Below are 26,747 nucleotides of genomic sequence, written 5' to 3' on the forward strand. Positions count from 1 at the left end.
CCGCAGGGTTCGGAACCAGGTTCAGAACCCGCTCCGCGCCCCGCCGTCCACCGGCACCATGATCCCCGTCAGATAGGACGCGGCAGGCGACAGGAGAAACGCGGCAGTCCGCCCGAACTCCTCCGGCCTCCCGTACCGCCGCAACGGAATCCGAGCCTCATTGGCAGCCCGAGTGGCCTCGGGATCAGCCGAGTACCCGTCCAGCTCGCGCACGCGATCCGTGTCGATCCGGGCGGGCAGCACCCCCACCACCCGAATCCCCCGGGGCCCCAGTTCGTCGGAGAGGGACTTGGCGAATCCGGCGAGCCCGGGCCGCAGCCCGTTGGAGATGGTCAGCCCCGCGATCGGCTCGTGCACCGACCCGGACAGCACGAACCCGATGACCCCACCCTCGCCCAGTTCGGCGGCAGCCGCCCGCGCCAGCCGCACCGCCCCGAGGAACACGGTCTCGAACCCCGCCTGCCACTGCTCGTCCGTGTTGTCGGCGACGAAGCCCGGTGGCGGCCCGCCGACGCTGATCAGGATGCCGTCGAAGCCGCCGAACCGCTCACGGGCGGCGGCGATCAGGCTGGCCGGTGCCGAGGGGTCGGCGTTGTCCACGGCCACCCCGTGGGCGTTCGGCCCGAGCGCCGTCGCCGCCTCGGCCACCGTCTTCCCGTCGCGCCCGCTGACGATCACCTTCGCGCCGTCGGCGACGAGTTCACGCGCGGAGGCGTGGCCCAGTCCGCGCGTTGCTCCGGTGACGACGTAGACACGGTCCTTCAGTCCAAGATCCATGGCTACTATCCTGCCTCGTCCGCTCCCGCCCCGTCCCCCTCGCCGTCGAACAGCGCGAGGGCGGTGCCCACCAGACCGATGTGGCTGAACGCCTGCGGAAAGTTGCCGAGCTGGTGTCCGGCCACGGGGTCGTACTCCTCCGCCAGCAGTCCCACGTCGTTGCGGAGCGCGATCAGCCGCTCGAAGAGGGCGTGGGCCTCCTTCGTACGCCCCGTCAGATGCAGCGCGTCCGCCAGCCAGAACGAGCAGACGAGGAACGACCCCTCGCCGCCGGGCAGCCCGTCGACATCCTTGAGGTCCGATCCGGACGGCTCCGAACCGTGCGGGCCGGAGCCGTCGAGGGACGCGTCATAGCGGTGTACGAAGCCGTCGCGGGCGAGTTCCGCACGCACCGCGTCGACCGTGCCGACCACCCGCGGATCGTCCGGCGGCAGGAAGCCGAGGCGGGGGATGAGCAGCAGGGCGGCGTCCAGTTCACGCGAGCCGTAGGACTGCGTGAACGTGTTCCGCTCCGGGTCGAAGCCGCGCTCGCACACCTCCCGGTGCACCTCGTCCCGCATCGCGCGCCACTTGTCGACGTCGCCGTCCAGCTCGGGGTTCTCCTCCAGGGTGCGTACCGTGCGGTCGGCGGCGACCCACGCCATCACCTTCGAGTGCACGAAGTGGCGGCGCGGCCCGCGCACCTCCCACAGGCCTTCGTCGGGCTTGCGCCACGCCGTGTGCAGGAAGTCCATCAGGGCCTGGTGCAGCCGCCACATGTCCGGTTCGGGCGGCAGCCCCGCGTGCTGCGCCAGCGTCAGGGAGTCGATGACCTCCCCGTACACGTCGAGCTGCAGCTGCCGTACGGCGTCGTTGCCGATCCGTACCGGTGCCGAGCCGTGGAAGCCGGGCAGCCACGCCAGTTCGTACTCGGGGATGCGCCGCTCGCCTGCGAGCCCGTACATGATCTGCAGGTCCGCCGGATCGCCCGCGACCGCGCGCAGCAGCCAGTTGCGCCAGGCCTCCGCCTCCTCCTGGTAGCCGCACGCGAGCAGCGCGCCCAGGGTGAGCGTGGAGTCCCGCAGCCAGCAGTAGCGGTAGTCCCAGTTGCGGACGCCGCCGATCTCCTCGGGCAGGGAGGTCGTGGGGGCCGCGACGATGCCGCCGCTCGGCGCGTACGTGAGGGCCTTGAGGGTGATCAGCGAGCGGACGACCGCGTCGCGGTGCGGTCCGTCGTAGCGGCAGCGGGCCGCCCAGGCCTGCCAGTCGTCGACGCTGTGCTCCAGCGCCTCGAACGGGTCGACCAGGTCGGGGCGGGGCTCGTGCGAGGGGTGCCAGGTCAGGACGAAGGCGACCTTCTCGCCCTCCTCGACCGTGAACTCCGAGTGCGTACCGAAGTCCTCGCCCCAGGTGTGCACCTCGGGTTCGCTGCGCAGCCACACCGAGTCGGGGCCCGCCACGGCGACGCGGTGGCCGTCGGACTTGCGGACCCACGGGACGACCGAGCCGTAGTCGAAGCGCAGCCGCAGGGTGCTGCGCAGGGTCACGCGGCCCTTGAGGCCCTCGACGATCCGTACGACGTCGGGGGCGCGGTCGCGCTGCGGCATGAGGTCGGTGACGCGTACCGAGCCGTCCTCGGTGTCCCACTCGGTGTCCAGCACGAGGGTGTCCGGCCGGTACGCCCGCCTCGTGCAGGTGTCCGCTCCCTTCGGCGCGAGCCGCCAGTGGCCGTTGTCGTCGTCGCCGAGCAGTTTCGCGAAGCAGGCGGCTGAGTCGAAGCGGGGGAGGCAGAGCCAGTCGACGGAGCCGTCCTGGCCTACCAGGGCGGCGGTCTGGTGGTCGCCGATGAGAGCGTAGTCCTCGATGGAAGGGTGCACGTTCTGCGGGTTCCCTGGGGATCCCGCGATCAACCTTTGCGGTTGGGGCGCTGGGTTCCCATGCCGGGGACGGGCTTCGGGTGCGGGCCCGGTGGGGGCTGGCCGCGCAGTTCCCCGCGCCCCTTAAAAGACTGCGCAGTTCCCCGCGCCCCTGAAGGCGCGCGGGCGCCCCGGCATCTTTGGGGGCGCGGGGAACGGCGCAGTCTTTTGGCTTGAAGGCGGGCGGGTGCCGGGTGTTTTTGGGGGCGCGGGGAACTGCGCAGTCTTTTCGTCTTGAGGGGGGCCGACCGCGCGCCGCGGTGGTCAGACCGTGGCCGGCTCCGTCGTCGGGGTGGACTCCGCCTCGGCCGCCGCTTCCGCCAGGTCACGGCGCTCACGGCGGACCAGGACCACGAATCCCACCGGAACGCCCGCGGCGAAGAGCCACCACTGGACCGCGTACGCCATGTGAGGGCCGATGTCACTGTGGTTGGGAGCCGAGATCAGCTCGGGGACGTCACCCTTCGGCTCGGGCGCGGTCAGCTCGACGTACCCGCCGAGGACCTGCCGGCCGAGCGCCTTCGCCTGCTGCTCGCTGTTGATCAGCATGACCATGCGGTCGGGCAGCCCGCTGACGTCCTTGATGCCGCTGCCGCCGGACGTCTCGTCGGCCATCAGCCGCCCGGTGACCGTGGTCTCGCCCCGCGCGGGCGCGGGAACCTTCGGGAACTCCGTCTGTGCCCCGTCCGCGGGGATCCAGCCGCGGTTGACCATGAGGACCCGGCCGTCGTCCAGGACGAACGGTGTCAGTACGTGGAAGCCGACCTCTTCGTCGGAGTTGGTGCGGCGGCGGACCACGACCTCGTCGGCGGTGTCGAAGGTGCCCTTCGCCGTCACCCGGCGGTACAGGTTCTCGTGCTCGATCGCCTGCCCCGGCGCGGTCAGCGACTCCGCGGGGACCGGTTTCGCGGACAGCGAGTCCGAGATCACCCGGTTCAGCGCGACCTTGTGCTCGTGCCGGTGCAGTTGCCAGAAGCCCAGCTCGATCATCGTCGGGATGAGCGCGAGCATGATGAGGGTGAGGATCACCCACTGCCGGGACAACAGGAAGCGGTACACCCCACGACGGTACAACCGGGTCGTGGGGCGCGTTCGGCCGGGTACCGGGTCACCCACGTACCCGGTCACCCCCGGAGGAAGCGGTCACACCCTGTCGATGATGCCCACCTTTCCCTCCGCGCGGGCGCAGTGGGCACCGCAGTACCAGTGGCCCTCGACCTCGACGCCCTGCCCGATGATCTGGACCCGGCAGTGCTCGCACAGGGGTGCCATGCGGTGGATCGCGCAGGAGAAGCAGTCGAAGACGTGCACCGCTCCCTGTGCGTGGACTTCGAAGGTCATTCCGTAGCTGTTGCCGCAAACCTCACATGTCGCCATGCGCCACAGGGTGGGCCGTTCCCGCGGTCCGGGCGAGCGGCCGGTGGGCGAGTCGCCCGGCAATCACCCGTCCGTACGGTCAGCCCGCCGTGGCCGGTTCCACATTCCCGAGGAGCTGGCCGAACGCCGCCTCGTCGACGACCGGGGTGCCGAACTGGCGCGCCTTGACCACCTTGGACGTACCGGACTCCGGGTCGTTCGTGACGAGCAGGCTGGTCAGTCGGGACAGGCTTGTCGCGACATGCAGCCCGGCCTCGACGGCACGGTCCTCCAGGAGGTCGCGCTCGACCGAGGTGTCCCCGGAGAACGCGATCCGCATGCCCTGTTTGAGCTGCTTGCCCGGTTCGTAACGGCCCGGATTCGGATACGGGCAGGCGGGCCGCTTGCGTGAGGGGCGCCAACTCGCGGGCGGCCCCGACGAGTAGCCGCCGGACGGGTAACCCCCGGAGCCCCCGGACTGCCGTCCGATGAGCGGGGCCGCACGGTCCGTCCACTCGGTGAGCGGCCGGCACTCCAGGAGCGGCAGCCGTACGCCGTCCCGCGCCGCGGTGTGCAGACTCGGCCGGAACGCCTCGGCGAGCACGCGCGCGTCGTCCAGCGCGTGGTGCGCGCGCTGCTGCACGACGCCGAAGTGCGCGGCCAGCGACTCCAGCTTGTGGTTGGCCAGCGGCAGCCGCAGTTCCTTGGACAGCGCGATGGTGCACAGCCGCTGACGGACCGGCGCCTCGCGCTCGGCGCGCGCGTACTCCCGGGCGATCATCGACCAGTCGAAGACCGCGTTGTGCGCGACGAGCACCCGGCCCTCAAGCCGGGTCGCGAACTCCTCGGCGATCTCCGGGAACAGGGGCGCCCCTTCGAGCACGTCGCTCGTCAGGCCGTGGATCCACACCGGGCCCGGGTCCCGCTCCGGGTTGACCAGCGTGTACCAGTGGTCCTCGACCTCGCCGCGCGCGTCCAGCCGGTAGACCGCGGCGGACACTATGCGGTCGTCGCGGGCCAGCCCTGTGGTCTCGACGTCGACGACCGCGTACCCCTGGGGATACGCGGCCGGCCACGGGGTGGCGGACGGTGCGGTCTGACGGTCTTCGAGCATGGTCACTGAGGATAAGGGGCGCGACTGACACTCCTGTCCCCGGAGTCCGAACCCGGGGCGGATTCAGCCCCCTTCGGTGACATTCCGGCGATTTCCCGCGGGCTCGTGCCTGCACGGCTATGGACCATTGCCGCGCCCGGTGCGACTGTGCTGCGCGCCCGGACCGAACGGGCGGCACACACGAGCGAAACGTACGAGCGACGCGAACGCGGGAGTGGCACGCACGAGCGGAACGCATGCGACGCGAAGGGCGGTACGGCATGGCACGCGTACGGTACGGCGCGCGGACCGGGGCGGAGATCGCCGCCGCGCGCACCGCGGGTTCCCGGCTCCCCGACATCTGGTCCACCGGTGTGGTGGCTGTCTGGGAGAGCGACCCGGACGCGGTCGCGGCGGTCCTGCCGCCACCGCTCAAACCCACCGGACGAGCCCTCGTGAGGGTGAACATCAGCAAGGTGGATCTGCCCGGATACCCGCTGGGCGCGGGTTCGTTCGCGGTCGCCGCCGCGCACGACGGCATCGAGGGCTGGTATCCGCTGGTCATGCCGATGACCCATGAACGGGCTCTCATCGGCGGCCGTGAGGTCTTCGGCGAACCGAAGAAACTGGGCGAGGTGACGGTCGAACGCGAGGGCCTCGTCGTACGCGCCGCCCTTGCCCGGCACGGCATCGAGTTCGTGGAGGTGCGCGGCGCCGTGAGCGGGCCGCTGCCCCTGCCCGAGCCGGCCCGGAAGACCGACTTCTACTTCAAGTTCCTGCCCGCGGTGGACGGTTCGGGCGACGGTTCCGGCTTCGACGCCGGCCCCGTCCTCGTGCACTGCGTGCGCAACGAGAAGGTGCGGAAGCTGGAGCGGATCTCCGGCGACGTCGTCCTGCGGGAGTCGATGTACGACCCCGTGGCCGACCTCCCCGTCCGCGAACTCGTCGGGATCACCATCGGCGAGAAGACCACGGACCAGAAGGGCACGGTCGCCGAACGCGTCGACGCGCGGGCGCTGTTGCCGTACATCCACCAGCGGTACGACGACCCCCAGCAGATCCTCGACGGCCCGCCCCAGGGGAGCGTCTGATGGAACTGGCGGAGGGACAGGTCGCCGTCGTCACGGGCGCGGCGAGCGGGGTCGGCCTCGCCCTGGCACGGCGGTTCGCGGCGGACGGGCTGAAGGTCGTCCTCGCGGACGTGGAGGAGGGCGCCCTGGAGAAGGCCGCCGCCGGGCTGCGTGAGGACGGGGCCGTGGTGCACGCGCGCGTGGTGGACGTGGGGGAGCGCGAGGAGGTCGTCGCCCTCGCCGAGGAGACGTACGACAAGTTCGGTGCCGTGCACGTCCTGTGCAACAACGCGGGGGTCGGCTCGGGCGCCGAGGGCCGTATGTGGGAGCACGACCCGAACGACTGGAAATGGGCGTTCGCGGTCAACGTGTGGGGCGTCTTCCACGGCATCCAGGCCTTCCTGCCGAGGATGCTGGCGAGCGGTGAACCGGGCCACGTCGTCAACACCTCGTCCGGCGACGGCGGTATCGCGCCGCTGCCCACCGCGTCGGTGTACGCCGTCACCAAGTCGGCCGTCGTGACGATGACCGAGTCCCTGTACGCCCACCTGAGAGCGGAGCACGCGCGCGTGGGGGCCTCCGTACTCTTCCCCGGGCCCCACATGCTCCGTACGGGCCTGTGGGAGTCGCACCGCAACCGGCCGGCCCGGTACGCCAAGCAGCGGCCCCGCAGAACCCCGTACCGCAGTCTCGGCCAGTGGGAGGCGGCGATGCGGGAGGCGGGTAAGGAGGTGCGGTTCACGCCGGTCGAGGAGGTCGCCGCCTTCGTGGCGGACGGCATCCGCGCGGACCGCTTCTGGCTGCTGCCCGAGAGCGAACACAGCGACGCGCAGATCCGCGCGCGGTCGCGCTCGATGCTCGACCGCGCCGATCCGGCGTACCTGGAGAACTTCATCCTGGACTGACTGGACTGACTGGACCGACTGGACCGAGGACCGAACCGAGGAGCCGTTATGGCCTCTGCACCGGAGCCCTATCTGATCATCTCCTCCGACTGTCACGCCGGGCTGCCCACCGAGGAGTACCGGCCCTACCTGGAGGCCCGGTTCCACCGGGACTTCGACGAGTTCCTCGCGGGGCAGGGCCGCCGCCGTGAGGAGATGACACGCCTGGGCATCCGCAACGAGTCCTTCGCCGACAAGTGGTTCCACGACAACGAGGAGGGCCTGCGCGGCGGCTGGGACTCCGCGCAGCGCCTCAAGGAGCTGGACGGCGACGGAGTGGCGGGCGAGGTGGTCTTCCCGGATGCCGACGCCGTGGACAGTCGCACGGCCGCGCCCTTCGGAGTGGGCCTCGGCCTCTCCGGCGACCACGACCCGGACCTCGGCATGGCGGGCGCGCAGGCCCACAACAGGTGGCTGGCCGAGTTCGTCGGCGAGCACCCCGAACGGCACTGCGGAGTCGCCCTGCTGCCCGTCACGGCCCCCACCGAACAGGTCGTCGCCGAGATCCACCGCGCGAAGGAGTCTGGACTCGGCGCCCTGATGATCCCCTCCATGTGGGTCGACAAGGAGCCCTACCACGACCGCCGTTACGACCCCGTGTGGGCGGCTGCGGCCGAGTGCGGGATGCCGGTGGTGACCCACTCCGGAGCGGCGCCGCGCCATGAGTACGGCGACCACCTCGGCATCTATGTGAGCGAGGTGACCTGGTGGCCCGCGCGCCCCCTGTGGTTCCTCCTGTGGTCCGGTGTCTTCGAACGCCACCCCGGGCTCCGGTTCGGTGTGGCGGAGTCCGGCTGCTGGTGGCTGCCGAACCTGCTGTGGTTCATGGACCGGCTCTACCTGGGCGCGCACGGCGGCAAGAAGCTGTCCCCCTTCGCGGAACTGCGGCGTCCGCCGAGCGAGTACCTCGACCGCCAGGTCTTCATCTGCGCGACGAACACCAAACGCCGTGAACTGGCCCAGCGGTACGAGATCGGCGTCGACAACATCCTCTGGGGAAGCGACTTCCCGCACCCTGAGGGCACCTGGCCCGACACGCGCGCGTGGCTGTCGCGGACCTTCCACGACATCCCGGTGACGGAGACCCGCCGCATGCTGGGCCTCGCGGCGGCTGAGGTCTTCGGCTTCGACACCGACAGGCTGACCTCGCTCGCGCGCCGCATCGGTCCGACACCTTCCGACCTCGGCCAGTCCGCGGACCAGCCGTCGGTCGAGGCGTCCTGGGCGCGCTCCCGCGAGGTGGGCCGCCACTGGCTGACGGACCACGACTTCCCGGTCCTGGGGGTGGCCCCATGAGCACGGACCGCTACACCGTCATCTCGGCGGACTGCCACGCCGGGGCCGACCTGCTGGACTACCGGCCGTACCTGTCGAAGGCGTACCACGACGAGTTCGACGCCTGGGCGGCCACGTACGTCAATCCGTACGAGGACCTGATGGCCGACACGGCCGACAAGAACTGGAACTCGGAGCGCCGGCTCGCGGAACTGGAACAGGACGGCATAGTCGCCGAGGTCGTCTTCCCCAACACGATCCCGCCGTTCTTCCCGTCCGGGTCGCTGATGGCGCCCGCGCCGACGGCCGAGGAGTTCGAACGGCGCTGGGCGGGCCTGCGCGCCCACAACCGCTGGCTCGCGGACTTCTGCGCGGCCGCCCCCGGCCGCCGGGCGGGCGTCTTCCAGATCCTCCTGAACGACGTGGGGGAGGCGGTGAAGGAGATCAGGTGGGCCGTCGGGGCGGGCCTCAAGGGCGGCCTCCTGCTGCCCGGCACCCCGCCGGGCTCGGGACTCCCGGAGCTGTACTCGGCGGCGTACGACCCCATCTGGGCCGTGTGCGAGGAACTGGACGTCCCCGTGAACCACCACGCGGGCTCCGCGTCGCCACCGCTGGGCGAGGAACCCGCGGCCCGCGCGGTCTTCATGGTGGAGACGACCTGGTTCTCGCACCGGGCGCTCTGGCACCTGATCTTCGGCGGCGCCTTCCGCCGCCACCCGGGCCTGAAACTCGTACTGACCGAGCAGGGTTCGGGCTGGATCCCGGGCGTGCTCGACATGCTGGACTACTACCACGGACGCCTGGTGGCAGCGGCGACGAAGGCGGCCACCGCGGAGTCCAAGTTCGGCGCGGGACTCGCCTCCTCGATGGGCAAGGGTCCCTCCCAGGTATGGCGCGACAACTGCTTCGTAGGAGCGAGTTTCATGCGCCCCCACGAAGTCCCGCTACGGGACCGCATCGGCCTCGACAAGATCATGTGGGGCAGCGACTACCCGCACGACGAGGGCACGTACCCGTACAGCAGGGAGGGCCTGCGGATCGCGTACGCGGGCCTGCCGCGCGAGGAGATCAAGGCGATGGCGGGCGGGAACGCGGCCCGCGTGTACGGCTTCGACCTGACCCTCCTCGACCCCCTCGCGGCGAAGATCGGCCCGACGACGGAGGAGCTCGCGCAGCCGCTGGGGGACCCCCCGCCGGACGCGACGAGCCCGGCGTTCGCGCGGGGAGGATCGGTACGGGTGTGGTGACGGCGTACGCCGACCTCGTGACGGGTCGGTCCAGTCCGGTCCGGTCCGCGGGGTACGCCCGGTGTCCTTGGTGGAGATCACCAAGAAACAAGCGCGTACCGTCGGTAATACTTGTGGGTAACAACGTCTAGCCGCAGTCGGCCGGCCGTCCTACGGTGCAGTAATGCCGAACCTGCCCGATGTCGTGCTGTGGTCGATACCCGCCTTCGTGCTGCTCACCGTGGTGGAGATGGTGAGTGTCCGTATCCATCCGGATGAGGACGCCGCCGGATACGAGACGAAGGACGCCGCCACGAGTGTCGGCATGGGCCTGGGGAGCATGGCCTTCGACTTCCTGTGGAAGATCCCGATCCTCGCCGTCTACACCGCCATATATGAGCTGACACCACTGCGCGTGCCCGTCCTGTGGTGGACCGTGCCACTGCTTCTGCTGGCGCAGGACTTCTTCTACTACTGGTCCCATCGCGGGCACCATGTGATCCGCATCCTGTGGGCCTGCCACGTGGTGCATCACAGCAGCGAGAAGTTCAATCTCACCACCGCGCTGCGGCAGCCCTGGACGACCTGGACGGTGTGGCCGTTCTACGTGCCCCTCATCGCCCTCGGCGTCCATCCGGCCGCGCTCGCGTTCTGCTCGTCCGCCAACCTCGTCTATCAGTTCTGGATCCACACCGAGCGCATCGACAAGCTGCCCCGGGCCTTCGAGTTCGTCTTCAACACGCCCTCCCACCACCGGGTCCACCACGCCTCCCAGGGCGGCTACCTCGACCGCAACTTCGGCGGGATCCTGATCGTCTGGGACCGGCTCTTCGGGTCGTTCGTCCCGGAGACGGACCGGCCCGTGTACGGGCTGACCAAGAACATCCACACGTACAACCCGATCCGGGTCGCCACGCACGAGTACGCCGCCATCGCCAGGGACCTGCGGGCGGCGGGAAGCTGGCGCGAGCGGGCCGGGCGGGTGTTCGGGGGGCCGGGCTGGCAGCCCCGTCCCCCGGGGCCCGCGCCCGCGTCCGACGTCGGCTCCGCCCCCTCTCCGGTGCGGGCCGCCTCCACGGAGACCCCCGTCCCGGAATCCGCAGCGTGAATCCGCGCCACGCGCGCGTGCCGCCCGTCGCCCTCGGCGTCTCCTTCGCCCTGGTGGGCGCCGTGGATCTGCTCTCCCTGGCCGTCGGCCTCGACACCGGGCACACCGTGGCCAAGCCGCTGCTGATGCCCCTGCTCGCCGCCTACGCGTATCTGCGCGGCGGGCCCCGGCTCCTCGTCGGTGCCCTGCTGTTCGGGTGGGGCGGCGACGTCCTGCTCCTCCTCGACGCCGAACCGGCGTTCCTCGCCGGGATGGCCTCCTTCGCGGCGGGCCATGTCTGCTACCTGCTGCTCTTCGCGAAGCTCGGCCGATCGGCCGCCCCAGGCACGCGATCGGGCCGCCTCACGGCAGCCGCGTACGCCGTCGCCCTCGTCGCGACCGTCACCCTCCTGTGGCCCGGTCTGCCCGCCGGCCTCCGCGTGCCCGTCGCCGGTTACAGCCTGCTGCTGACCGCGATGGCGTACGGCGCCACGCGGCTCGGGCCCCTCGCGGCGGCCGGGGGTGCTCTGTTCATGCTGTCGGACACCCTCATCGCGATCGGTGTCGCCGAATGGCCGCAGCCGCCACGGCCCGACCTGTGGATCATGCTGACCTATATCGCGGCGCAGTACCTGCTGGTCAGCGGCGTACTCCGGGCGCCCGGCGCGCGCTCCGATCCGTCTGCGACGTACCGTGGGAACCGGACCGTCACCACCTCCCGACCGTCCGCCCCACGACCGTCCACCTGAAGACGGTCACCACCTGAGCACCGTCACCACCTGAGCCGGAAGCAGGACCCCGCATGCGCGCCACCACCATCCACGCCCCGTTCGACCTGCGCGTGGAGGACGTTCCCGACCCGGTGGTGCGGCAGCCGGGCGACGCCGTCGTACGGGTCCTGCGCTCCTGCGTCTGCGGCAGCGACCTGTGGGCGTACCGGGGCGAGTCCGCGCGCACACCCGGGCAGCGCATCGGGCACGAGTTCCTCGGCATCGTCGAGGAGACCGGCGCCGAGGTGGGCACCGTCCGCCGGGGCGATCTCGTCGTCGCGCCCTTCATGTGGTCCGACGGCGTGTGCGACTACTGCCGCGAAGGGCTCACCACCTCCTGCGAACACGGCGGATTCTGGGGTTCCGTGGGGTCCGACGGCGGACAGGGCGAGGCCGTGCGCGTCCCGTACGCCGACGGCACGCTCGTCGCGCTGCCCGCCGACGCCGCCTCCGACGACCGTCTGCTGGCCGCCCTGCTCACACTCTCCGACGTCATGGGGACCGGCCATCACGCCGCCCTCGGCGCGGGCGCCCGCCCCGGCGCCACGGTGGCCGTCGTCGGCGACGGAGCGGTCGGACTGTGCGCGGTGCTCGCCGCCAAGCGCCTCGGCGCCGAGCGGATCATCGCGCTGGGCCGCCATGAGACGCGTACGGACATCGCGCGGCGCTTCGGGGCCACGGACGTCGTCGCCGAACGCGGGGACGCGGCCGTCGAGGCGGTCCGTGAACTCACCCGCGGCCAGGGCGCCCACGCCGTCGTCGAGGCCGTCGGCACCGAGCAGTCGATGAGCACGGCCGTGAACATCACCCGCGACGGCGGCGCCATCGGCTTCGTCGGCGTGCCGCACGGCAGCGGCACCGGCCTCGACCTGAGCGTCATGTTCGACCGGAACATCGCCCTGCGCGGCGGGGTCGCGCCCGTCCGCGCCTACATTCCGGAACTGCTGCCCGATGTGCTGGACGGGACCATCGACCCCTCGCCGGTCTTCGATCTGACGGTCACTCTGGACGGCGTACCGGACGGCTACAAGGCGATGGACGGACGCACCGCGCTCAAGGTCATGGTCACCGGCTGACCTGGTCGACCGGCGCGAGCGGTCCGAGCGGCTCTGTCGGGGTCACCAGCGGATCGGCACCGGCACCGCCGTGAGCAGGGCCGAGACCGCCACCACCAGACCCAGCACCACGACCTCCGCGCGCGCGGGGGAGTAGGCGGTGAGCGGATCGGCCGCCCGGCGCAGCCGGCGCCGGGCCCACAGCGCGAGGACGGCGACGACGACCACGAGGAGCACCTTCGCGAGCAGCGTGCGCCCGTACGCCGTCGTCGTCAGCTGGTCCAGTACCGTGCCGGGCGGCATCCGGCGCAGGGTGCTGCACACGCCCGTCGCGGTGATCGCGGCGAGCAGAACGGCCGCCACGCGCGCGTAGAGGCCCAACAGCGCGGCACCCTCCCCGGGGGCGCTGCCGCGCCACCGGAGCAACGTGCGCAGTACGTACAGCAGCCCGCCCGCCCACAGGGCCGCACAGGCCACATGAACGAGCGTCAGACCCGAACCGATCAGCGGGCTCTGTTCGGTCGTCGGATGGGCGCGCAGAGCCTCCGCGACGGCCACCGCGGCCAGCGGCCACACCTGGGTGCCCGGCCGGCGCGACAGGGCGCACAGGCCCAGCACGACGAACGCGTTGACCTCCAGGAGGGCGAGCGCGCCGTCCCTCGTCTGGTAGAGCCCGCCGATGTCCATGTCGGAGAGCCGGCGCGGCACCAGGTTCCCGGTGGCCACCACCGAGGCGAGACCGAGCGCGGCGACGAAACCGGCGGCGGCCGACACCGGGGCCCAGCTGCGCGGCGCGTCCTGGATCGGAGCGCCGGGCACCCGACGCGCCAGCCGGGTGACGAACAGCTCGCCGGCCGGCACGCACACCGCCGCGAACAGGACCGTCCGCAGGAACGCGATCCCGCCCACCCCGGGCGCGGCGGCCTCACCCGTGCCGTCCATGGCGAGGGACGGCCCGAGCAGGGGGATCAGCGCGGCCAGCGCCACCAGGGCGAGGACGGTGACGGAACGCTGGAGGGAGGCCGCGCTCACCCGGGGGGCGCCGGCCTCGCCACCGGTGTCGGCAGTCGGTCGTATCGAACTCACCCCAAGATCTTCACCAGTCGTCCCAGACCGGGGCAAGTCCTGGAAAACAACTGGCGGAACGGCATTCCACCCGCCCCACGGGCATTCCGCCCATGCATACGCGTCCGGCCGCCCCGCGACTCAGCCGGGGCGGAGACAATCCGCCGCCCCCCGACACCGCGCCCGTCGCCCCCAGGCCCGTGGACACGAAGGGGCCGGACAGCACACGGCTGCCCGGCCCCTCACTCACGCGATGCCCTCGGACCGCGCGGGTCCTACTCGGTCACCGCTACTTGGTCACCGCGTCCAGCGCGTCCGCGGTGCCCCAGCCGTAGAAGCTGTTGCGGTTCTTCGAGCCCTCGCAGACCGCGTCGACCTTGCCGTCACCGTCGATGTCGTACGGGTCGGTGCACGGCGTGGCGTCGGCCTCCGCGTACAGCAGGGCCTTGACCAGGGCGGCCGAGGCGTGCGGGTGCGTCGACTTGATCAGGGCCGCGACGCCCGCGACGTGCGGGGACGCCATCGACGTACCGGCCATGTAGCCCCACGAGCCGCCCGGCAGCGGGCCGAGGATCAGGCCGCTGGTGGCGGGCGGGGCAGGGGTCTGGTAGCGCGTCGAGTCGCCGCCGGGGGCCGCGATGTCGATGACGCCCAGGCCGTGGTTGGAGAAGGACGACTTGATGCCCTTCGCGCCGGTCGAGGAGACCGTGACGACACCCGGCAGCTGGGTCGGGATGTCGAGGCACTCGGACGGGTCGATGACACGGTCCGAGGGAGTCGTGTCGTTCGGCGAGCTCGGGTCGGTGATCTCGTCGGCGGCGAGGTCGTAGTTCTCGTTGCCGGCCGCCGCGACGTTGACCGTGCCCTTCTTCTCCGCGTACTTCGTCGCCCGGGTGAGGGCCTCGACGAGCGCCTTCTGGTCCGGGTCGTTCTTGCAGTTGAAGTACCACGGGTCGGTGTAATAGCTGTTGTTCGTGACGTCCACGCCGTGCTCGGCCGCCCACATGAAGCCGCAGACGACGGCCTCCGTGTAGAAGAAGCCGGCCGTGGTGGAGACCTTGATGCCGGAGACCTTCACGCCGGGCGCGACACCGGTGACGCCGATGCCGTTCTTCGCGGCGGCGATCTCGCCCGCCACGTGCGTGCCGTGCGGGCTCTCGGCGGCGCTCGGCCGCCAGGCGCCGTCGGTCGTGTCCGGCTTGCCCGACACGCAGTTGACCGACGCCTTGCGGTCGAAGTTCGGCGCGATGTCGGGGTGCGTGTCGTCGACGCCGGTGTCGATCACGGCGACGGTGACCTTCTTGCTGCCGAGCGTCTTCTCGTGCGCCTTGTCCGCCTTGATGGCGGGCAGGTCCCACTGCAGGGGCTCCAGCGGGTCCTGTCCGGCCGCGGCGTCGACGTCGGCGATCTCCTGCGCGCTGAGCGCCTTCGGGGTGCCGACGTCGGTCGTGGACTGCGCGGGCAGCGGCGCCGTACGCGTCGAGCCCGCCGACTCGACTCCGCGCACCTTGCGGATGCTCTTGGCGAAGTCGGCGTTCGACGAGTGGACGACGATCACGCCGATCCGGTCGTACGACGTCACGATCGTGCCGCCGGCCTTGGCGATGGCCTTCTTCACGTGGGACGAAGTGCCGTGCCCGGAACGGACGTTGACGACGTAGCTCAGCGGGGTGGCCTCCGCCGAGATCTGCTTCGCCACGTCCGCCGCGCCGTCCGCCGGAGCGGCGGACGCGCTGACGTTCGGCAGGAAGGCCAGAGCCGTGGCCATGGTCATCCCCAGCGGGATGGCTATGAGGCGGCGCGAGCGGGTGGTGGGCGCGGTCATGCTGTCTCCAGTTCGTTTCGCGAAATGCGTGCGGGCCGTGCCGTGCGGGAAGGCCGTGCGGGAAGTGCCGTGCCGTGCGGGAGGTTCTGGGCCGTACGGGAAGTCCTGAACCGATCCGGCTACTTGACGGCCTTCAGCGCGTTGACGATGCCGAAGCCGTAGAAGCCGTTCACGCGCTTGCCGCCCTCACAGGTGGCGTCCTGCGTGCCGTTGCCGTCCTGGTCGTACGAGTCCGGGCAGCCCGGGTTGTCCGCCTGGGCCTTCAGCAGTGCCTGCAGCTGGGCGGGGCTCGCCCACGGGTGCTCGGACTTCAGCAGCGCGGCGACCCCCGCGGCGTGCGGCGACGCCATCGACGTCCCCTGGAGGAAGCCGTACTGGTTGTTCGGCATCGTGGAGAGGATGCGGCCGTTCTTCGACGGGGTGTCCGGGATCTGATAGCGCCCGTCACCGCCGGGAGCGGCGATGTCGATGACACCCTTGCCGTACGTCGAGTAGTACGACTTGAGGTTCTGTACGCCGGTCGCGCTCACCGTGACGACACCCGGCAGCTGGGTCGGCACGTCGAAGCACTCGTGCGGGTCGATCGTGCGGGTGACCGGCGTGGAGTCGTCGGGGCTGGACTCGTCCACGATGGCGTCCGAGGCCAGGTCGTGGTTGGAGTTGCCGGCCGACGCGAGGTGCAGGGTGCCCTTCTTCGTGGCGTACTGCTGGGCCCGGTTGACCGCGTCGACGATCGCCCTCTGGTCCGGGTCGTCCATGCAGTTGTAGAGCCACGGGTCCACGTAGTAGCTGTTGTTCGTGATCTCCACGCCGTGGTCGGCGGCGAACACGAAGGCGCAGACGACGCTCTCCGGGTAGAAGAGGCCGTTGTCCGGGTCGCTGACCTTGATGCCGGAGACCTGCACGCCGGGCGCGACACCGGCGACGCCGATGCCGTTGCGGGCGGCGGCGATCTCACCGGCGACATGCGTGCCGTGGTAGTCCTCGGCGGTGTACGGACGCCAGGCGCCCGCACTCGTGTCGGCCACGCCGCCCACACAGTTGGCGGACTGCTTGGCGGAGAAGTTGGGGGCCAGGTCCGGGTGCGTGTCGTCGACACCCGTGTCGATCACGGCGACCGTGACCTTCCTGCTGCCCGGGTTTATCTTCGCCGCCTTGTCGGCGCCTATCGCGCGCAGGTCCCACTGGTCGGCCTCAAGGGGCTCGCTCGCGGGGGTGGCGGCGGCCTTCACCTTCGCGGCCTCGGCGGCCGACAGATAGTCGGCGGCGCCCTCGTCCGTCGTGCCCGCGGCGGTCAGCGGGGTCGTACGCGTCGCACCGGCGGACTGGACGCCGCGCACCGCGCGGATCTGCGATCCGAACTCGGGACTGGCCGAGTGGGCGACGATGACGCCGATCTTGTCGTACGTGACGACGACGGTGCCGCCGGCCTTGACGATCGCCTTCTTCACCGACCCGAGTGTGCGGTGGTCGGTCTTCGTGTTGACCACGTACGCGAGGTTCGGCCCGTCGGCCGCGGTGGCGGCGGGGGCGGACTGCTGCGGGGCGGCCGAAGCGGCACCCGGCAGGAAACCGAGCGTGGCGGTGAGCGACAGCACGACGGGCACGGCGAGCGCGAGGCGGCGTCTGGAGCGCAGATGAGCCATGGGGTCTCCACATCATCCGGAAAAGGAACCGGCCCGAACACAGGTGGTGCTCGGGCAGGTACATGACTGGGTGGTGCAGGGCGAAGCTATCTCCCGGCATCCCTGGCCAGCAATGACTTACGGGGATGTCTTGTGAAACGCCGGAGCCCGGTTCCGAAAGAAGTGCCCGGTGTTGAACCGCTCCCCGTGCGGCGCCGTGACGTTGAGCAGGGAGCACGAGCACCGTCGAGCCCCCTGTTGGATCACGCCCGGGGGACCTAGCATCGCCACCCGGCCCACGTGATCCACGTCACCGTGAGGTCAGAAATCAGCCATGCCCGAACCCAGCCCGCCCGCAGATCCGGACGGACCCCCGTCCACCGATCCGGACAGACCCCCGTCCGGCGGCGGACCCGCATCCGATCCCGCCTCAGAACCCGCACCCGCAACGCGAGGAGACTCCGTGGCCACCGACGCACCACCCCCCTCGAAAGCCGAACCTCATCTCCCGTCCACAGCGGAGTTCGTCGAGGTGCAGGAGAGCGCCGAGTTCGGTGAACTGCGCCGCGCCCACCGCTCCTTCGCCTTCCCGCTGACCATCGGCTTCATCAGCTGGTACCTGCTGTACGTCCTGCTGTCGATCTACGCGGACGACTTCATGGGCACCAAGCTCTTCGGCAACTTCAACGTCGCCTTCGTCCTGGGCCTCGCCCAGTTCCTCACCACGTTCCTCATCGCCTGGTGGTACGAGCGCCACTCCTCGTCCAAGCTCGACCCCAAGGCCGAGGCGATCAAGTCCCGGATGGAGGGCGGCGCATGAGCCCCGCGATCACCCAGGTCCACCTCGCGCAGACGCAGCTCGCGGCGGGAGAGGCCAGCGAGCACCGGCCGCTGATCATCTCCCTGTTCGCGGTCTTCGTCGTCGCGACCCTCGTCATCACCGTCTGGGCGGGCCGGCAGACCAAGGACGCCTCCGACTTCTACGCCGGCGGCCGTTCCTTCAGCGCCTTCCAGAACGGGCTCGCCGTCTCCGGCGACTACATGTCCGCCGCCTCGTTCCTCGGTATCGCGGGCGCCATCGCCCTCTTCGGCTACGACGGCTTCCTGTACTCCATCGGCTTCCTCGTCGCCTGGCTGGTGGCGCTGCTCCTGGTCGCCGAACCGCTGCGCAACTCCGGCCGCTACACGATGGGCGACGTCCTCGCCTACCGCATGCGCCAGCGCCCGGTCCGTACCGCCGCCGGCACCTCCACGATCGTCGTCTCGATCTTCTATCTGCTCGCGCAGATGGCGGGCGCGGGCGTCCTGGTCTCACTGCTGCTCGGCATCACCAGCGACGCGGGCAAGGTCGGCATCGTCGCCCTGGTCGGCATCCTGATGATCGTGTACGTCACCATCGGCGGCATGAAGGGCACCACCTGGGTCCAGATGGTCAAGGCCGTGCTGCTCATCGGCGGCACCCTGCTCATCACCTTCCTGGTGCTGCTCAAGTTCGACTTCAACGTCTCCGACCTGCTCGGCACCGCCGCCGAGAACAGCGGCGGGGGCGCGGCCTTCCTGGAGCCCGGCCTCAAGTACGGCCTCACCACCACCTCCAGCATCGACTTCATCTCCCTGGGCATCGCCCTGGTGCTGGGCACGGCGGGCCTGCCGCACATCCTGATCCGCTTCTACACGGTGCCCAACGCCAAGGCCGCCCGTAAGTCCGTGAACTGGGCGATCGGCATCATCGGCGGCTTCTACCTGATGACCATCGCGCTCGGCTTCGGCGCTGCGGCCCTCATCTCCAAGGAGGAGATCGTCGAGTCCAACCCCGCGGGCAACACGGCGGCGCCGCTCCTCGCCCTGCACCTCGGGGGCGTCGACTCGGCCTGGGGCGCGATCCTGCTCGCCACCATCTCCGCGGTGGCCTTCGCGACGATCCTCGCCGTGGTCGCCGGTCTGACCCTGGCGTCGTCCTCGTCGTTCGCCCACGACATCTACGCGAACGTCATCAAGAAGGGACAGGCCACCGAGAAGGAGGAGATCAGGGCCGCCCGGTACGCCACCATCGGCATCGGTGTCGTCTCCATCGGCCTCGGCGCCCTCGCCCGCGACCTGAACGTCGCCGGCCTGGTGGCCCTCGCCTTCGCGGTCGCCGCCTCCGCCAACCTGCCGACGATCCTCTACAGCCTCTTCTGGAAGCGCTTCACCACCCAGGGCGCGCTGTGGTCGATCTACGGAGGGCTCGCCACGGCGGTCGGCCTGGTGCTCTTCTCGCCGGTCGTCTCGGGCAAGGCCACCTCGATGTTCCCGGACGTCGACTTCCACTGGTTCCCGCTGGAGAACCCGGGCATCATCTCGATCCCCGTCGGCTTCCTGCTGGGCTTCCTCGGCACCCTCCTGTCCAAGGAGGAGCCGGACGCCGGCAAGTACGCCGAGCTTGAGGTCCGTTCCCTCACCGGAACCGGAGCGCACTGACCGACGGCCGTCGACCGTCAGGTACCGGCCGTCAGGCACGGGCTGCCACGCACCGCGGCCGCGTCGTAGGGATCTACGACGCGGCCGCGGTGCGTCTCGTCGGATCGGGCCACCCGTGTTGTCGGTCCTGTCACGTAGGCTCGTTCGTATCGGGTCGACTGATCGTTCGAAGCGGTCGGTCCGGTCGTTCGAAGCGATCCGGTCGTTCACAGCAGTCCGGTCGTTCGGAGCTGTCGGTCCGTTTCGCGGTCCGTATCGAGGGAGGGGCCCACGTGCTCATCGACACCTATGGCCGGGTGGCCACCGACCTGCGCGTCTCGCTGACCGACCGGTGCAACCTCAGATGTACGTACTGCATGCCCGAGGAGGGCCTGCAGTGGCTGGCCAAGCCCGACCTGCTCACGGACGACGAGATCGTCCGCCTCATCGACCTCGCGGTGACCCGGCTCGGCATCACCGAGGTCCGCTTCACCGGCGGCGAGCCCCTGCTGCGCCCCGGGCTGGTCGGGATGGTGGAGCGAGTGGCGGCCCTCGAACCCCGCCCCCAGATGTCCCTGACGACGAACGGCATCGGCCTCAAGCGCACCGCGGCCGCCCTCAAGGCGGCGGGCCTCGACCGGGTCAACGTCTCGCTGGACACCCTGCGCCCTGACGTCTTCAAGACCCTCACCCGCCGCGACCGCCACAAGGACGTCATCGAGGGCCTCGAAGCGGCCCGCGCCGCGGGACTGACCCCGGTCAAGGTCAACTCCGTACTGATGCCCGGACTGAACGACGACGAGGCGCCGGACCTGCTCGCCTGGGCCGTGGAGAACGACTACGAACTGCGGTTCATCGAGCAGATGCCGCTGGACGCCCAGCACGGCTGGAAGCGCGACGGCATGGTCACCGCCGGTGACATCCTCACCTCGCTGCGCACGCGTTTCGAGCTGACGGAGGAGGGGTCCGACGAGCGGGGCTCGGCACCCGCCGAGCGCTGGGTGGTGGACGGCGGCCCGCACCGGGTCGGCGTGATCGCCTCGGTCACCCGCCCGTTCTGCTCGGCCTGCGACCGTACGCGGCTCACCGCGGACGGGCAGGTGCGTACCTGCCTCTTCGCCCAGGAGGAGACCGATCTGCGGGCGGCGCTCCGTTCGGACGCGCCGGACGAGGAGATCGCCCGGATCTGGCGGCTGGCGATGTGGGGGAAGAAGGCCGGGGCAGGTCTGGACGACCCCTCCTTCGTGCAGCCGGACCGCCCGATGTCGGCGATCGGCGGCTGACCGCCCCGACCGCCCGGCTCACCCCTCATCTGCCGGGCGGCTGCTCCGCGGACTCCCACTCCGACAGGGGGACCACGTCCTTCAGGAACCCGCGGACGCCCAGGAACTTCGACAGATGGTCGCGGTGCTCCTCGCAGGCGAGCCAGGTCTTGCGGCGCTCCGGCGTGTGCAGTTTCGGGTTGTTCCAGGCGAGCACCCACACTGCGTCGGCGCGGCAGCCCTTGGCGGAGCAGATGGGGGAGGACGGGGACGACGGCTCGGAACCGGGAACGTTCAGGATCACGTCCTCGACACTAGTCGAGTCTTGACGGGTTCCCACGGGTCCTTAAAGGTCCACAAAAGGCGACGCCGAGCAGCCACGGGGGGAGCTGCCCGGCGTCGGTCTGTCACTCCGACGGGGGATGCGGAGTGCGTACCAAGTATGTCACGGGTAACCCATCGCCCGGCAACGGAACAACATGATTGATCTGAGCTTTTCTTGAGCTTGGCAGACGTTTCGGATTCCGCTTTTTCCGGATCCCTGGTGCTCAGGCCCGCTCGTGCGGCTCGTCCCGAAGCCGTGTCCCGGGGTCGGCCGTCAGGTCTTCCACGACGGGTTCCGCGACACCGCCGGCGCCCGGACCCGCAAGCATCGGACGGGTCGGAGCGGTCACGAAAGTCGACGGCAGCGAGGGCGCGTTCTCACGTCCCGCGTTGGCGATCACGACGGAGATGTAGGGGAGCAGTACGCCGAGCACCAGCGCAACGACGGCGACATGGCGCTCCACGTTCCAGAGAGTGGCCGCGAGGACGACGGAAACCGTGCGGACGGACATCGAGATGATGTAGCGGCGCTGCCTGCCCCGTACGTCGTCCGCGAGCCCCTGCCGGGCCCCGGTGATCCGGAAGACCTCGGTCTCGCTCTGCTTCCGCATCACGTTCCACCACCCCGCCTGCATCGGACGCTTCCCGGCCCGTACGGGCAACAACGTTACGCCGCGCCCACGCCGCCGACGAGGCCGGGTCCGCTCCGGTGCGGTTGGGGACGTCTGCGCCGTACCGCGTACGGCCGTGCCCGACATGCGCCGTACGGCACCCGGGCGGACACTGGGCGTAATGCTCGCGTAGAGCCGTATAGGAGGCAGCCATGGGCTGGTTGTGGGCGATCATCGTGGGATTCGTACTGGGCTTGCTGGCCAAGGCGATCATTCCTGGCAAGCAGCACAGTCCGCTCTGGCTCACCACGATCTTCGGAATCATCGGTGCGATCGTGGGCAACGCGATCGCCCGCGGCATCGGCATCGGTGAGACCAGCGGTATCGACTGGGGCCGTCACGCCCTTCAGCTGGTGGCCGCGGTCGTCATCGTCTTCCTGGGAGACATGCTCTACACGGCAATGAAGGGCAACAAACAAAGAGCCTGAGCCGAGGTAAAAGGATTGCGCCGTTCCCCGCGCCCCTTTTCAGGGGCGCGGGGAACGGCGCAATCCTTTCGCTTTTAGCTTTTAGGGGCGCGGGGAACGGCGCGACAAGCCACAACGCACCCGCACCCGACGACGCAACCCCTAGGACGCGACCTCCACGGCCGCAAGCGACTTCTTGCCCCGCCGAAGCACCAGCCACCGCCCGTGCAACAGATCCTCCGCGGAGACGACCGCGTCCTCGGAGGCGACCTTCGCATTGTTCACGTACGCGCCCCCCTCCTTCACGGCCCGCCGAGCAGCGGACTTGCTGGGCACGAGCCCGACCTCGGCGAACAGGTCGACCACGGACCCCGGCGCGGCCACCCGCACCCGGGGCAGCTCGGACAGCGCGGCACTGAGCGTCGCCGCGTCGAGCTCACCCAGCTCCCCCTGCCCGAACAGCGCCCGCGAAGCGGCGATCACGGCGGCGGTCTGCCCGGCCCCGTGCACCAGCGTCGTCAGCTCCTCCGCCAGCGCACGCTGCGCCGCGCGGGCCTGCGGACGCTCCTCGGTCAGCTCCTCCAGCTCCTCCAGCTCCTCCTGGGACTTGAAGGACAGGATCCGCAGGTACGTCGAGACATCGCGGTCGTCCACGTTCAGCCAGAACTGGTAGAACGCGTACGGCGTCGTCATCTCCGGATCGAGCCAGACGGCCCCGCCCTCGGTCTTGCCGAACTTCGTGCCGTCCGCCTTGACCATCAGCGGCGTCGCGATGCAGTGCGCCTCGGCGTCCGGCTCCAGGCGGTGGATCAGGTCCAGGCCCGCCGTGAGGTTGCCCCACTGGTCGCTGCCGCCCTGCTGGAGCGTGCAGCCGTACCTCCGGTACAGCTCCAGGAAGTCCATGCCCTGGAGCAGCTGGTAGCTGAACTCCGTGTAGCTGATGCCCTCCTGGGACTCCAGGCGCCGGGCGACCGAGTCCTTGGTGAGCATCTTGTTGACGCGGAAGTGCTTGCCGATGTCCCGCAGGAACTCGATGGCCGACAGACCGGCCGTCCAGTCCAGGTTGTTCACCATGACCGCGGCGTTCTCGCCCTCGAAGGACAGGAACGGCTCGATCTGGGAGCGCAGCCGGCCGACCCAGGCGGCGACCGTCTCCGGGTCGTTCAGCGTGCGCTCCGCCGTCGGGCGCGGGTCGCCGATCTGGCCGGTCGCCCCGCCCACCAGGGCCAGCGGGCGCAGGCCCGCCTGCTGGAGGCGGCGCATGGTGAGGACCTGCACCAGGTGCCCGACGTGCAGGGAGGCCGCGGTGGGGTCGAAGCCGCAATAGAACGTGACGGGACCGTCCGCGAGCGCCTTGCGCAATGCGTTCTCGTCGGTGGACAGGGCGAACAGCCCGCGCCACTTCAGCTCGTCGACGATGTCCGTCACGGTTCTCGTGTCTCCTTGGATGATCTTCGGGCGGTCGTGCTTCTCCGGGCAGCCGGGCGACGGCCGGCCGTGCGGCCGGACGTCGGGGCTGTCCGTCGAGGTTATACGCCCTGACTGACAGAGCTCATATTGAAGTCCGGCACCCGCAGCGCCGGCATCGCGGCCCTGGTGAACCAGTCGCTCCACTCGCGCGGCAGCGTCTTCTCGGTCCGCCCCGCCTCGGTCGCCCGCCCCAGCAGGCCCACCGGCGACTCGTTGAACCGGAAGTTGTTCACCTCACCGGTGACCTCGCCGTTCTCCACGAGGTAGACGCCGTCCCGGGTCAGACCGGTCAGCAGCAGCGTCGCCGGGTCGACCTCGCGGATGTACCAGAGGCAGGTCAGCAGCAGCCCGCGCTCCGTCGCGGCGACCATCTCCTCCAGGGAGGTATCGTCGCCGCCGTCGAGGATGAGGTTGCCGATGCCGGGGGCCACCGGCAGCCCGGTCAGGGCCGCGCTGTGCCGGGTGCTCGTCAGGCGCTTCAGCTCGCCCTCGCGGACCCACTCCGTGGCCTTGAGGGGCAGTCCGTTGTCGAAGACGGAGGCGTCGTCCCCGGAGGAGTGGGCGAGGACGAAGGGGGCACTTTCGAGCCCGGCCTCGTTCGGGTCGCTGCGCAGGGTGAGCGGCAGCTCGGTGAGCCGGTCGCCGACGCGGGTGCCGCCGCCGGGCTTGCTGAACACCGTCCGGCCCTCCGCCGCGTCCCGGGCCGCCGCCGACCACAGCTGGTAGATCAGCAGGTCGGCCACGGCGGTCGGCGGCAGCAGCGTCTCGTACCGCCCGGCGGGCAGATCGATGCGCCGCTCCGCCCAGCCCAGCCGGACGGCCAGCTCGGCGTCGAGGGCCGCCGGGTCGACGTCCTTGAAGTCGCGCGTGGAGCGGCCGGCCCACGCCGAGCGCGTACGGTCCGGGGACTTGGCGTTCAGCTCCAGCGTCCCGGTGGGCTGGTCGTGCCGCAGGCGCAGCCCCGTGGACGTACCGAGGTAGCTGGTGACCAGCTCGTGGTTGGCGAAGCCGTACAGCTCCCGGCCGCCCGCACGCGCGCGTGCGAACGATTCGCCGAGCGCGGGCGCGAAGTCGGTGAACACCGCCGACGAGGTCTCGGCGGGCGCGTCCGTGAAGTCGGGGGAGGCGGGTACGCCCTCGACGAGCGGCTGCGCGTCCTCGGCGGGGCCCGCCCCGCGTGCCGCGGCCTCGGCGGCCCGTACCAGCGGCTCCAGCTCGTCGGCGGTCACGGCGGAGCGCGAGACGACCCCGGAGGCGGTGCCCTCGCGGCCGTCGACCGTGGCGACGACGGTCAGCGTGCGCCCGCGTGTGACACCGTTGGTGGTCAGCGCGTTGCCCGCCCAGCGCAGGTTCGCGGTCGACCGCTCGTCGGCGATCACGACACAGCCGTCCGCCCGGGACAGTGCGAGGGCGCGCTCGACGATCTCGTGCGGCTTGTTCGTACGAGGACTCATCGACCGGCCTCCTGCGTGGTGTTCAGAATGTTGACGCCCTTGAAGAGGGCGGAGGGGCAGCCGTGCGAGACCGCCGCGACCTGGCCCGGCTGGGCCTTGCCGCAGTTGAAGGCGCCGCCCAGGACGTAGGTCTGCGGGCCGCCGACGGCGGCCATCGAGCCCCAGAAGTCCGTGGTCGTCGCCTGGTAGGCGACATCGCGCAGCTGGCCCGTGATCTGCCCGTTCTCGATCTTGAAGAACCGCTGGCCGGTGAACTGGAAGTTGTAGCGCTGCATGTCGATCGACCAGGACCGGTCGCCGACGACGTAGATCCCGCGGTCGACGCTCCCGATGAGGTCGTCCGTGGACATCCCCGCCGGATCGGGCTGCAGCGAGACGTTCGCCATGCGCTGTACGGGCACATGGCCGGGCGAGTCGGCGTACGCGCAGCCGTTGGACCGCTCGAAGCCGGTCAGCTTCGCGATCCTGCGGTCCAGCTGGTAGCCGACGAGCGTGCCGTCCTTCACCAGGTCCCAGGACTGCCCGGCGACACCCTCGTCGTCGTACCCGATGGTCGCGAGGCCGTGCTCGGCGGTGCGGTCGCCCGTCACGTTCATCAGCTCGGAGCCGTACCGCAACTTGCCCAGCTGGTCGAAGGTCGCGAACGAGGTCCCGGCGTACGCGGCCTCGTAACCGAGCGCGCGGTCCAGCTCGGTGGCGTGGCCGATGGACTCGTGGATGGTCAGCCACAGGTTGGACGGGTCCACGACCAGGTCGTACACCCCGGCCGTGACGCTCGGCGCCCGCATCTTCTCGGCCAGCAGCTCCGGGATCCGCCCCAGCTCCGCGTCCCAGTCCCAGCCCGTGCCGGTGAGGTACTCCCAGCCGCGTCCGACGGGCGGCGCGATCGTACGCATCGAGTCGAACTCGCCGCTCGACTCGTCGACGGCCACCGCGGTCAGCTGCGGGTGCAGCCGGACCCGCTGCTGGGTGGTCACCGTGCCGGCCGTGTCCGCGTAGAACTTGTTCTCGTGCACGGTCATCAGCGAGGCGTCGACATGGCTGACCCCGGGCGCCCCGAGCAGCCGCGCACTCCACTCGGCCAGCAGCCCCGACTTCTCCTCGTCCGGTACGGAGAAGGGGTCGATCTCGTACGAGGAGATCCACGTCTTCTCGGCGTGCACGGGCTCACCGGCCAGCTCCACGCGCTCCTCGGAGCCCGCCGCCTTGATCACCTTCGCCGACAGTTTGGCCATCGCCACGGCCTGCGACGCCACCTTCGCGGCGGCGTCCATCGTCAGGTCGACGCCGGAGGCGAACCCCCAGGTGCCGCCGTGCACGACCCGCACCGCGTACCCGAGGTCGGTCGTGTCCGACGAACCCGCGGGCTTCGCGTCCCGCAGCCGCCAGGCCGCGCTGCGCACCCGCTCGAACCGGAAGTCCGCATGATCGGCGCCCAGCGCCCGCGCCCGCGCGAGCGCCGCGTCGGCCAGGGCCCGTAGCGGCAGTGCCGTGAAGGCTTCGTCGATGGAATGGGGCACGGAGGTCTCCCTTGTTGTCGCCTGTCGGTCCGATCATGTCGCGCGGGCGGGCCCGACGGCCAGGCTTTTCTGTAGGGACCCGACAGCGAGTCCCCCGAGCCACTGTCGGTGCCCGATTCTCCGCGAGGCCGACCGTA

24 protein-coding genes are annotated in these 26,747 nt (G+C 70.7%); 11 read left to right on the top strand and 13 right to left on the bottom strand.

What is annotated here, in order from left to right; all coding sequences use genetic code 11:
- Window positions 1–21 precede the first annotated feature (21 nt).
- The 5 genes from C6Y14_RS18265 to C6Y14_RS18285 form a co-directional block, all read right to left on the bottom strand.
- Window positions 22–777: an SDR family oxidoreductase gene (locus C6Y14_RS18265; protein WP_107017756.1), complete on the bottom strand. Its 756-nt coding sequence runs from the start codon at window positions 775–777 to the stop codon at window positions 22–24.
- A gap of 5 nt (window positions 778–782) precedes the next feature.
- On the bottom strand, window positions 783–2,633 hold the full coding sequence (locus C6Y14_RS18270; protein ID WP_107017757.1) for a glycoside hydrolase family 15 protein: 1,851 nt from the start codon (window positions 2,631–2,633) through the stop codon (window positions 783–785).
- A 303-nt stretch (window positions 2,634–2,936) separates the two neighbouring features.
- Window positions 2,937–3,731, bottom strand: coding sequence for an SURF1 family cytochrome oxidase biogenesis protein (locus tag C6Y14_RS18275; protein ID WP_107017758.1), 795 nt, complete (start codon window positions 3,729–3,731; stop codon window positions 2,937–2,939).
- 84 nt (window positions 3,732–3,815) lie between these two features.
- Window positions 3,816–4,049 (bottom strand): hypothetical protein, encoded by a 234-nt coding sequence (locus C6Y14_RS18280; RefSeq protein WP_079103534.1) that lies wholly within the window; start codon window positions 4,047–4,049, stop codon window positions 3,816–3,818.
- 79 nt (window positions 4,050–4,128) lie between these two features.
- Complete coding sequence (locus tag C6Y14_RS18285; protein WP_107017759.1) at window positions 4,129–5,142, bottom strand: DEDDh family exonuclease; 1,014 nt, start codon at window positions 5,140–5,142, stop codon at window positions 4,129–4,131.
- 260 nt (window positions 5,143–5,402) lie between these two features.
- On the opposite strand from C6Y14_RS18285, the gene C6Y14_RS18290 reads away from it, so the two are divergent.
- From C6Y14_RS18290 to C6Y14_RS18320, 7 genes are all read left to right on the top strand, one after another.
- On the top strand, window positions 5,403–6,212 hold the full coding sequence (locus C6Y14_RS18290; RefSeq protein WP_107017845.1) for an acetoacetate decarboxylase family protein: 810 nt from the start codon (window positions 5,403–5,405) through the stop codon (window positions 6,210–6,212).
- Window positions 6,212–7,096, top strand: coding sequence for an SDR family NAD(P)-dependent oxidoreductase (locus C6Y14_RS18295; protein ID WP_107017760.1), 885 nt, complete (start codon window positions 6,212–6,214; stop codon window positions 7,094–7,096). Before C6Y14_RS18290 ends, C6Y14_RS18295 begins: the two co-directional genes overlap by 1 nt.
- 48 nt (window positions 7,097–7,144) lie before the next feature.
- Window positions 7,145–8,431 (top strand): amidohydrolase family protein, encoded by a 1,287-nt coding sequence (locus C6Y14_RS18300; protein ID WP_107017761.1) that lies wholly within the window; start codon window positions 7,145–7,147, stop codon window positions 8,429–8,431.
- A complete protein-coding gene (locus C6Y14_RS18305) occupies window positions 8,428–9,657 on the top strand; it encodes an amidohydrolase family protein (RefSeq protein WP_107017762.1) in 1,230 nt (409 codons plus the stop codon). Before C6Y14_RS18300 ends, C6Y14_RS18305 begins: the two co-directional genes overlap by 4 nt.
- 163 nt (window positions 9,658–9,820) lie before the next feature.
- Window positions 9,821–10,744 carry a sterol desaturase family protein gene (locus C6Y14_RS18310; protein WP_107017763.1) on the top strand — a complete coding sequence of 308 codons (924 nt, stop codon included), beginning with the start codon at window positions 9,821–9,823 and terminating at the stop codon, window positions 10,742–10,744.
- Window positions 10,741–11,472 (top strand): lysoplasmalogenase, encoded by a 732-nt coding sequence (locus C6Y14_RS18315; RefSeq protein ID WP_404828801.1) that lies wholly within the window; start codon window positions 10,741–10,743, stop codon window positions 11,470–11,472. Before C6Y14_RS18310 ends, C6Y14_RS18315 begins: the two co-directional genes overlap by 4 nt.
- Window positions 11,473–11,525: 53 nt before the next feature.
- Entirely contained in the window at window positions 11,526–12,569 is a 1,044-nt protein-coding gene (locus C6Y14_RS18320; protein ID WP_107017764.1) for a zinc-dependent alcohol dehydrogenase family protein, read from the top strand.
- 42 nt (window positions 12,570–12,611) lie between these two features.
- Here the strand turns inward: C6Y14_RS18320 and C6Y14_RS18325 are convergent, their stop codons facing one another.
- From C6Y14_RS18325 to C6Y14_RS18335, 3 genes are all read right to left on the bottom strand, one after another.
- Window positions 12,612–13,634, bottom strand: a complete 1,023-nt coding sequence (locus C6Y14_RS18325; protein ID WP_107017765.1) for a CopD family protein — start codon at window positions 13,632–13,634, stop codon at window positions 12,612–12,614.
- 268 nt (window positions 13,635–13,902) lie between these two features.
- Entirely contained in the window at window positions 13,903–15,438 is a 1,536-nt protein-coding gene (locus tag C6Y14_RS18330; protein WP_107017766.1) for a S8 family peptidase, read from the bottom strand.
- A 119-nt stretch (window positions 15,439–15,557) separates the two neighbouring features.
- Window positions 15,558–17,084, bottom strand: a complete 1,527-nt coding sequence (locus C6Y14_RS18335) for a S8 family peptidase (protein ID WP_107017767.1) — start codon at window positions 17,082–17,084, stop codon at window positions 15,558–15,560.
- A 442-nt stretch (window positions 17,085–17,526) separates the two neighbouring features.
- On the opposite strand from C6Y14_RS18335, the gene C6Y14_RS18340 reads away from it, so the two are divergent.
- The 3 genes from C6Y14_RS18340 to moaA all read left to right on the top strand — a co-directional run bounded on the left by C6Y14_RS18340 (window position 17,527) and on the right by moaA (window position 20,785).
- On the top strand, window positions 17,527–17,883 hold the full coding sequence (locus C6Y14_RS18340) for a DUF485 domain-containing protein (protein ID WP_107017768.1): 357 nt from the start codon (window positions 17,527–17,529) through the stop codon (window positions 17,881–17,883).
- Window positions 17,880–19,523 (top strand): solute symporter family protein, encoded by a 1,644-nt coding sequence (locus tag C6Y14_RS18345; RefSeq protein ID WP_107017769.1) that lies wholly within the window; start codon window positions 17,880–17,882, stop codon window positions 19,521–19,523. Before C6Y14_RS18340 ends, C6Y14_RS18345 begins: the two co-directional genes overlap by 4 nt.
- A 272-nt stretch (window positions 19,524–19,795) precedes the next feature.
- Window positions 19,796–20,785 carry a GTP 3',8-cyclase MoaA gene (gene moaA / locus C6Y14_RS18350; RefSeq protein ID WP_107017770.1) on the top strand — a complete coding sequence of 330 codons (990 nt, stop codon included), beginning with the start codon at window positions 19,796–19,798 and terminating at the stop codon, window positions 20,783–20,785.
- A 25-nt stretch (window positions 20,786–20,810) separates the two neighbouring features.
- Here moaA and C6Y14_RS18355 read toward each other — a convergent pair whose 3' ends face one another.
- Together C6Y14_RS18355 and C6Y14_RS18360 are read right to left on the bottom strand one after the other, a co-directional pair.
- Window positions 20,811–21,068, bottom strand: coding sequence for a hypothetical protein (locus C6Y14_RS18355; protein WP_199854768.1), 258 nt, complete (start codon window positions 21,066–21,068; stop codon window positions 20,811–20,813).
- A gap of 244 nt (window positions 21,069–21,312) precedes the next feature.
- A complete protein-coding gene (locus tag C6Y14_RS18360) occupies window positions 21,313–21,699 on the bottom strand; it encodes a DUF3099 domain-containing protein (RefSeq protein WP_107017848.1) in 387 nt (128 codons plus the stop codon).
- 212 nt (window positions 21,700–21,911) lie between these two features.
- Here C6Y14_RS18360 and C6Y14_RS18365 point away from each other — a divergent pair, with 212 nt between their 5' ends.
- Window positions 21,912–22,187 carry a GlsB/YeaQ/YmgE family stress response membrane protein gene (locus tag C6Y14_RS18365; RefSeq protein WP_107017771.1) on the top strand — a complete coding sequence of 92 codons (276 nt, stop codon included), beginning with the start codon at window positions 21,912–21,914 and terminating at the stop codon, window positions 22,185–22,187.
- A gap of 141 nt (window positions 22,188–22,328) precedes the next feature.
- Here C6Y14_RS18365 and tyrS read toward each other — a convergent pair whose 3' ends face one another.
- The 3 genes from tyrS to C6Y14_RS18380 form a co-directional block, all read right to left on the bottom strand.
- Complete coding sequence (tyrS, locus tag C6Y14_RS18370) at window positions 22,329–23,594, bottom strand: tyrosine--tRNA ligase (protein ID WP_107017772.1); 1,266 nt, start codon at window positions 23,592–23,594, stop codon at window positions 22,329–22,331.
- Between the two features lie 101 nt (window positions 23,595–23,695).
- A complete protein-coding gene (locus C6Y14_RS18375) occupies window positions 23,696–25,090 on the bottom strand; it encodes a metallopeptidase TldD-related protein (RefSeq protein WP_107017773.1) in 1,395 nt (464 codons plus the stop codon).
- The gene (locus tag C6Y14_RS18380) at window positions 25,087–26,610 is read right to left on the bottom strand and encodes a TldD/PmbA family protein (RefSeq protein WP_107017774.1); all 1,524 of its coding nucleotides are present in this window, start codon (window positions 26,608–26,610) and stop codon (window positions 25,087–25,089) included. Before C6Y14_RS18380 ends, C6Y14_RS18375 begins: the two co-directional genes overlap by 4 nt.
- Window positions 26,611–26,747 lie beyond the last annotated feature (137 nt).

Origin of the sequence: Streptomyces dioscori, from assembly GCF_003024195.1 — a bacterium.
Taxonomy (GTDB): Bacteria; Actinomycetota; Actinomycetes; order Streptomycetales; family Streptomycetaceae; genus Streptomyces; species Streptomyces dioscori.

Excerpts from the sequence above, each read along its gene's own strand:
- C6Y14_RS18330 (WP_107017766.1), bottom strand. The coding sequence starts at position 15,438 with ATGACCGCGCCCACCACCCGCTCGCGCCGCCTCATAGCCATCCCGCTG.
- C6Y14_RS18300 (WP_107017761.1), top strand. The coding sequence starts at position 7,145 with ATGGCCTCTGCACCGGAGCCCTATCTGATCATCTCCTCCGACTGTCAC.
- C6Y14_RS18335 (WP_107017767.1), bottom strand. The coding sequence starts at position 17,084 with ATGGCTCATCTGCGCTCCAGACGCCGCCTCGCGCTCGCCGTGCCCGTC.
- C6Y14_RS18265 (WP_107017756.1), bottom strand. The coding sequence starts at position 777 with ATGGATCTTGGACTGAAGGACCGTGTCTACGTCGTCACCGGAGCAACG.
- C6Y14_RS18365 (WP_107017771.1), top strand. The coding sequence starts at position 21,912 with ATGGGCTGGTTGTGGGCGATCATCGTGGGATTCGTACTGGGCTTGCTG.
- C6Y14_RS18310 (WP_107017763.1), top strand. The coding sequence starts at position 9,821 with ATGCCGAACCTGCCCGATGTCGTGCTGTGGTCGATACCCGCCTTCGTG.
- C6Y14_RS18290 (WP_107017845.1), top strand. The coding sequence starts at position 5,403 with ATGGCACGCGTACGGTACGGCGCGCGGACCGGGGCGGAGATCGCCGCC.
- C6Y14_RS18345 (WP_107017769.1), top strand. The coding sequence starts at position 17,880 with ATGAGCCCCGCGATCACCCAGGTCCACCTCGCGCAGACGCAGCTCGCG.
- C6Y14_RS18280 (WP_079103534.1), bottom strand. The coding sequence starts at position 4,049 with ATGGCGACATGTGAGGTTTGCGGCAACAGCTACGGAATGACCTTCGAA.
- C6Y14_RS18295 (WP_107017760.1), top strand. The coding sequence starts at position 6,212 with ATGGAACTGGCGGAGGGACAGGTCGCCGTCGTCACGGGCGCGGCGAGC.
- C6Y14_RS18285 (WP_107017759.1), bottom strand. The coding sequence starts at position 5,142 with ATGCTCGAAGACCGTCAGACCGCACCGTCCGCCACCCCGTGGCCGGCC.
- C6Y14_RS18320 (WP_107017764.1), top strand. The coding sequence starts at position 11,526 with ATGCGCGCCACCACCATCCACGCCCCGTTCGACCTGCGCGTGGAGGAC.
- C6Y14_RS18305 (WP_107017762.1), top strand. The coding sequence starts at position 8,428 with ATGAGCACGGACCGCTACACCGTCATCTCGGCGGACTGCCACGCCGGG.
- C6Y14_RS18360 (WP_107017848.1), bottom strand. The coding sequence starts at position 21,699 with ATGCGGAAGCAGAGCGAGACCGAGGTCTTCCGGATCACCGGGGCCCGG.
- C6Y14_RS18375 (WP_107017773.1), bottom strand. The coding sequence starts at position 25,090 with ATGAGTCCTCGTACGAACAAGCCGCACGAGATCGTCGAGCGCGCCCTC.